The 4,782-nt window shown below is 60.9% G+C and carries 4 protein-coding genes and 1 pseudogene; 4 read left to right on the top strand and 1 reads right to left on the bottom strand.

The window, feature by feature from the left end; translation table 11 throughout:
- Positions 1-112: 112 nt before the first annotated feature.
- Positions 113-1,690 carry an ABC transporter substrate-binding protein gene (locus Q4543_RS23725; protein WP_303442517.1) on the bottom strand — a complete coding sequence of 526 codons (1,578 nt, stop codon included), beginning with the start codon at positions 1,688-1,690 and terminating at the stop codon, positions 113-115.
- Between the two features lie 164 nt (positions 1,691-1,854).
- Between Q4543_RS23725 and Q4543_RS23720 the strand changes: the two genes are divergently transcribed.
- From Q4543_RS23720 to Q4543_RS23705, 4 genes and pseudogenes are all read left to right on the top strand, one after another.
- On the top strand, positions 1,855-2,544 hold the full coding sequence (locus tag Q4543_RS23720) for a GntR family transcriptional regulator (RefSeq protein WP_303442514.1): 690 nt from the start codon (positions 1,855-1,857) through the stop codon (positions 2,542-2,544).
- Positions 2,541-3,215, top strand: coding sequence for a flavin reductase family protein (locus tag Q4543_RS23715; RefSeq protein WP_303442511.1), 675 nt, complete (start codon positions 2,541-2,543; stop codon positions 3,213-3,215). The genes Q4543_RS23720 and Q4543_RS23715 overlap by 4 nt, the downstream gene beginning before the upstream one ends.
- Before the next feature lie 358 nt (positions 3,216-3,573).
- Positions 3,574-3,984, top strand: coding sequence for a GFA family protein (locus tag Q4543_RS23710; RefSeq protein ID WP_303442508.1), 411 nt, complete (start codon positions 3,574-3,576; stop codon positions 3,982-3,984).
- Positions 3,985-4,237: 253 nt separating this feature from the next.
- Positions 4,238-4,508: pseudogene (locus tag Q4543_RS23705) on the top strand (transposase); the annotation flags it as partial.
- Positions 4,509-4,782 lie beyond the last annotated feature (274 nt).

The following is a 4,782-nucleotide window of genomic DNA, read 5'->3' as shown; positions in this document are numbered from 1 at the left end:
CCCCCCCCCCCCCCCCCCCCCCCCCCCCCCCCCCCCCCCCCCCCCCCCCCCCCCCCCCCCCCCCCCCCCCCCCCCCGGTCGGATCGCCCCGAAAGGGCGATCCGAAATCAGGTCAGGAGCCAGAGCCCATCTTAGCAAACCACAGCCGCGGCTTGGCATCCGGGAACAGCGGCATCTCGGCCACCTCTTCGGTGACGGCCCAGGCCATCGGCTGCTGGTGCAGCGGGATCATGATCATCTCGTCCTTGACCATCTGCAGCGCCTCAGTTTGCAGTGCCAGCCGCGCGTCGAGGTCAAGCTCGCTGCCCGCTGCGTCGATCAGCGCGTCAAGCTCGGGGTAGGACCAGCCGCCCCAGTTGAAGACCCCGGCATTGCCATCCTTCGAATGGAAGATCTGCAGCAGCGGCGAATAGCTGTCGAGCAGCGGCAGTGTCGCCCAGCCCAGCGTGTAAACGTCGGTCTTACCGTTGGTCCGCTTGGGCGATTGCACCGCGCGCGGCGCCACGTCCAGCTTGGGCGACAGGCCGATCCGGCTCCACATCGAGGCGATCGCCTGACAGAACTGTTCCTCGTTCACCAACCCGTCGCTGAGGCAATTGAATTCGAACTCCAGCCCCTCGGGGACGCCCGCTTCGGCAAGCAGGGCCTTCGACGCCTCGGGGTCATAGCCCGGCAGCTCGTCCAGCGCCTCGGTATAGCCGGGGATCGGCGGGGCGACGGTGGCACCGGCGTTGCGGGACTTGCCGCGCATCACTTTCTGGTGGATGAGGTCGAGGTCGATCGCCTTGTAAAGCGCCTCGCGCACCGATTTTTTGACAAACGGGTTGGGCTCGCCGGTGGTCAGCGTGTCGCGGAAGGGAAAGCCGATCATCACGGTCCGCAGGTCGACGCCTTCCAGCACCTCGACATTCGGCGCGGCGGCCAGACGCGGCAGATCCTGCACCGGAGCGTCATTGGTAAAGCTGATCTCTCCGGACAGCAGCGCGGCCACGCGGGTCGCCGCCGAGCCCACCGGAGTCAGTTCGATCCTGTCGAGGTTGTGCTGCGGCTCATCCCACCAGTCGGGGTTCGCCACGAACACGGTCTTGGCGTCCGGCTGGCGGCTTTCGACGATGAACGGCCCGGTGCCGTTGGCGTTATAAGTGGCATAGCCTTCGGTGCCCGCGCCCACGTCAGTCGGCATCAGCGCATCGTGCTCGGTCATCCATTCCTCGTCGAAGATGTGGATGTTGGTGAGATCGTTCAGCAGCAGCGGATAGGTGCCGTTCAGGGTGATGTCGACGGTCAGATCATCCACCACCTTGGAGCTGACGTAGGCCGGCAGGTTGCCCTTCAGCGGCGATGTCTCGTCGCTGACGCGGGTGAGCGAGGCAATCACGTCCTGGGCGGTGAAGGGGTTGCCATTGTGGAAGGTGACGCCCTCGCGCAGCTTGAAGCGCCAGGTGATCTGATCGTCGAGGATTTCCCAGCTTTCCGCCAGCGCCGGCTCGATCTTGAGGTCCTTGTTGTAGCGCACAAGCCCTTCGTAGACGTGGTTGAGCACGTTGATGGTGAAGCTGTCGCCAAAGGAATAAGGGTCAAGCGAGCCAATATCGCGGTTGGCGCCCCATTTCAGCACGTTCTCGGCCTGCGCAGTGCCTGCCAAAGCGGCGACTGCTGCGGATGCGAGCATGAGATGTCGAAGTTTCATGTGTCTGTCCCTTTTTCCATGGATTGTCTCTCGAAGGAGGCGAAATTGGATACGATGTATGCTGGGTGGCACATCGAATACAACAAAGCAAGTTAATTGTATCCAATTGACTGACTCAACTGTATGCGATACTGATTGTGCGAATTTGACAGGCAGAGCGGATCATGAGTGAAGACAAAGCGACGCTGACTGACGCGGTGCATGACCTGCTGCGCAAGGCGATCATCGAACAGGCGCTGAAGCCGGGCATGCGACTGCCAGAGGACACTGTGGGCGAGCAGTTCGGTGTCTCGCGTACCATCGTGCGCCACGCGCTGGTGCGGCTTGAGCATGAAGGGCTGGTGATCACCCGTCGCAATCGCGGTGCTTTTGTCGCCGAACCCTCGCGCGACGAGGCACAGAGCGTCTTCGAAGTGCGGCGCTGTCTCGAAAACGACGTGATTCGCTTACTATGTGAGCGTATGCCGCGCAGCGGCTATGATCGGCTCGAGGCCCATGTGCGCCAAGAAGAGTCGGTGCGCGGCAAGGATGGCCCGGTGTCGATCCGCCTCGCCGGCGAATTTCATGTGCTGCTGGCCGAGCTCACCGGCAATCCGGTGCTCACCCGATATGTCTCGGAGGTGGTGCTGCGCTGCTCGCTGATCATGTCGCTCTATGCGCGCAGCCATTCCTCCGATTGCGCAGTCGACGAACATTCGCAGATCATCGAGGCGATCCGCGCCGGCGATGCGCAAAGCGCCATCCAGATCATGGAGCACCATCTCGGCGCCGTCGCCGGTCGGGCCGAACTTTCCGCCCATCCAGATAGTATCCAATCCATTCTTTCACATTACGGCAAGGAACTGGCTCAATGACCATTCATAACGGCTATCACGCCTTCGACTTCGCTGATCTCTCTGCGCGTGAGGCCTACAAGGTGATGATCGGCACCATCGTGCCGCGCCCGATCGCTTGGGTCACCACGATCTCGCCCGACGGGATAGCCAATGCCGCGCCCTATTCGTTTTTCAACTGCCTGTCCGCCGATCCGCCAATCCTCGCGCTTGGGGTCGAAAACAAGCCGGACCGCAGTTTCAAGGATACGGCCTACAACATTCGGATGACCGAATGCTTCACGGTCAATATCGTCGACCGCGCCAATGTCGCAGCCATGTCCGTGACTGCCGCCAATTTTGCGCCGCAAGTGGACGAGTTGCAGATGGCCGGTCTGACCGCAGTCGCAGGCGACCGGGTGGCCTGCCCCCGCATTGCCGAAGCACCAGTGGCCTTCGAATGCGAACGCTACCTTGGCATCTCGGTCAGTTCCGCACGCGAAATCATCCTTGGCCGAATCCTGCGCGCCCATATCCGCGAAGACATCATCGATCCCGACACCTTCTATTCCGATCACGAAAAACTCGATGCGCTCGGGCGTATGGGCGGGAACGGCTATGCAGGCACTTTCGACTATTTCGATCTGCCGACGCCTTCGGTCGAGGACGTGCCACACCCCGGCAAGAAACACATCACGGTCGGCAATAGCTGAAGCCGAGGACAGACCTTCCCCGCGCTATGTGACGAGCTGCCACCGAAATACCTTCGGAGGCGGCAAACCATACGACCTGAGTGCAGTGAACCGCATTGCTCGCCCTATACCAAACAGCATGCTGCACTTTGCAACTCTGTCCGGCAGGTGAAGCCGCATTGCAGCGCGTGTCGATGTATCAAAAGTCCGGTCTGGTCCGTGAACGGCAGCAGACCTGGCTTTCAATCCGCTGATGTTCTGCGACGCCGAGACTGTCTCTCCTTGAGCCCCTTTTGACCGGGGTCCAACACGCGGATACAAGGGACCAAAGAAATGCGCTCAGCTGGCGGCAGGGCGGCGCCGGTCGCGAGGAATGTGAATGGACAACAATTCGACTACGGGACAATGCCTCTGCGGCGCAGTGAAATTCCACATATTAGGAGAGTTCGAGAGCTTTTTCCTGTGCCACTGCTCCCGCTGCCGCAAGGACAGCGGTTCGGCCCATTCGGCAAACCTGTTTTCATCCACAGCCAAACTCATCTGGGTTTCTGGCGAGGCCAAGATCAAGACGTTTCACCTCCCTGGTTCACGCCACATGAAAAGCTTTTGCTCTGACTGCGGATCCGCACTGCCTATTTCCCAGCCGGAGATTGGTTTGATTGTGGTGCCGGCAGGGTCCCTCGACAGCCAGTTCGATATGCGACCCAACGCGCATATCTGCTGCTCCAGTCGCGCAAACTGGGACAACGACTTGGCCTCCATCGAAAGGATCGACGGGCTTCCCGGCTGAACGGTCGCGCCGATGATGCCACTCAGACAACAGCCAGACGACAAGGACGCGACCGTCGGCTTCGCCCGGCTCTGCTGTCTTTCGAGGGACAGAGATGCTGCGTATTGCACGAATGGCCGCAATGGCGGACCACATTGCTGCATTTTGGAGTGGTGGCCAAGGTCGGCTATAGGCCTAGTCCGTTGAAGAACACTGATTGCGTAAAGCCCTGGGCGCTTATTCAATTTCCATGTGGCAGGTGGAGGTGGCGGCGATGATGGCATCGCGACAGCAAGCGCAGAGCGCTTTGTTCTACGAGTTCTCCATTGAGACGCATGTCCCGGCCGATCACATGCTGCGCGCGGTGGACCGGTTTGTAGATCTCGCCGGGATCTGGCACCGTCCTACAGCTCCACCGGGCGACTGTCGGTTGGTCCCGAACTGATGATCCGGATGCTGCTGACTGGCTACATCATGGGTATCCGTTCCGCACGTCGGCTTTGCGAAGCGGTCCTCTTACCCTCGCCTACCGCGGGTTCTTTAGGCGGGCATTATTCTTCAATCCCTTTGTTGAGCATTCCTTCGAAATTGCGCACAGAAGAGTTCAGGTGTCTTTGCGTGCTCGACGCCTTGGGAGCGTCGGCGGACAGAATGGGTTGGGAAGGATCGGATGGCCGAGCTCTGCAGCGCGGTTCACATGGCGTCGGGCCGTGCTGCCGCAACCAACGATACGGGCTCGTCCCGGCTCTGTTGCACAAAGCCGCTGATGGCCAAGCTGCCCCTTCCCCCGGACACACTTATCCTACAGCCTCGGTCACG

The sequence above is a fragment of the Salipiger sp. 1_MG-2023 genome, from assembly GCF_030547555.1.
Classification (GTDB): Bacteria; Pseudomonadota; Alphaproteobacteria; order Rhodobacterales; family Rhodobacteraceae; genus Salipiger.
Note: the sequence above shows the minus strand (reverse complement) of the source record. Positions and strands in the feature narration are given on the sequence as shown.

Coding starts and splice junctions, on each gene's coding strand:
- Q4543_RS23725 (WP_303442517.1), bottom strand. CDS start 1,690: ATGAAACTTCGACATCTCATGCTCGCATCCGCAGCAGTCGCCGCTTTG.
- Q4543_RS23715 (WP_303442511.1), top strand. CDS start 2,541: ATGACCATTCATAACGGCTATCACGCCTTCGACTTCGCTGATCTCTCT.
- Q4543_RS23710 (WP_303442508.1), top strand. CDS start 3,574: ATGGACAACAATTCGACTACGGGACAATGCCTCTGCGGCGCAGTGAAA.
- Q4543_RS23720 (WP_303442514.1), top strand. CDS start 1,855: ATGAGTGAAGACAAAGCGACGCTGACTGACGCGGTGCATGACCTGCTG.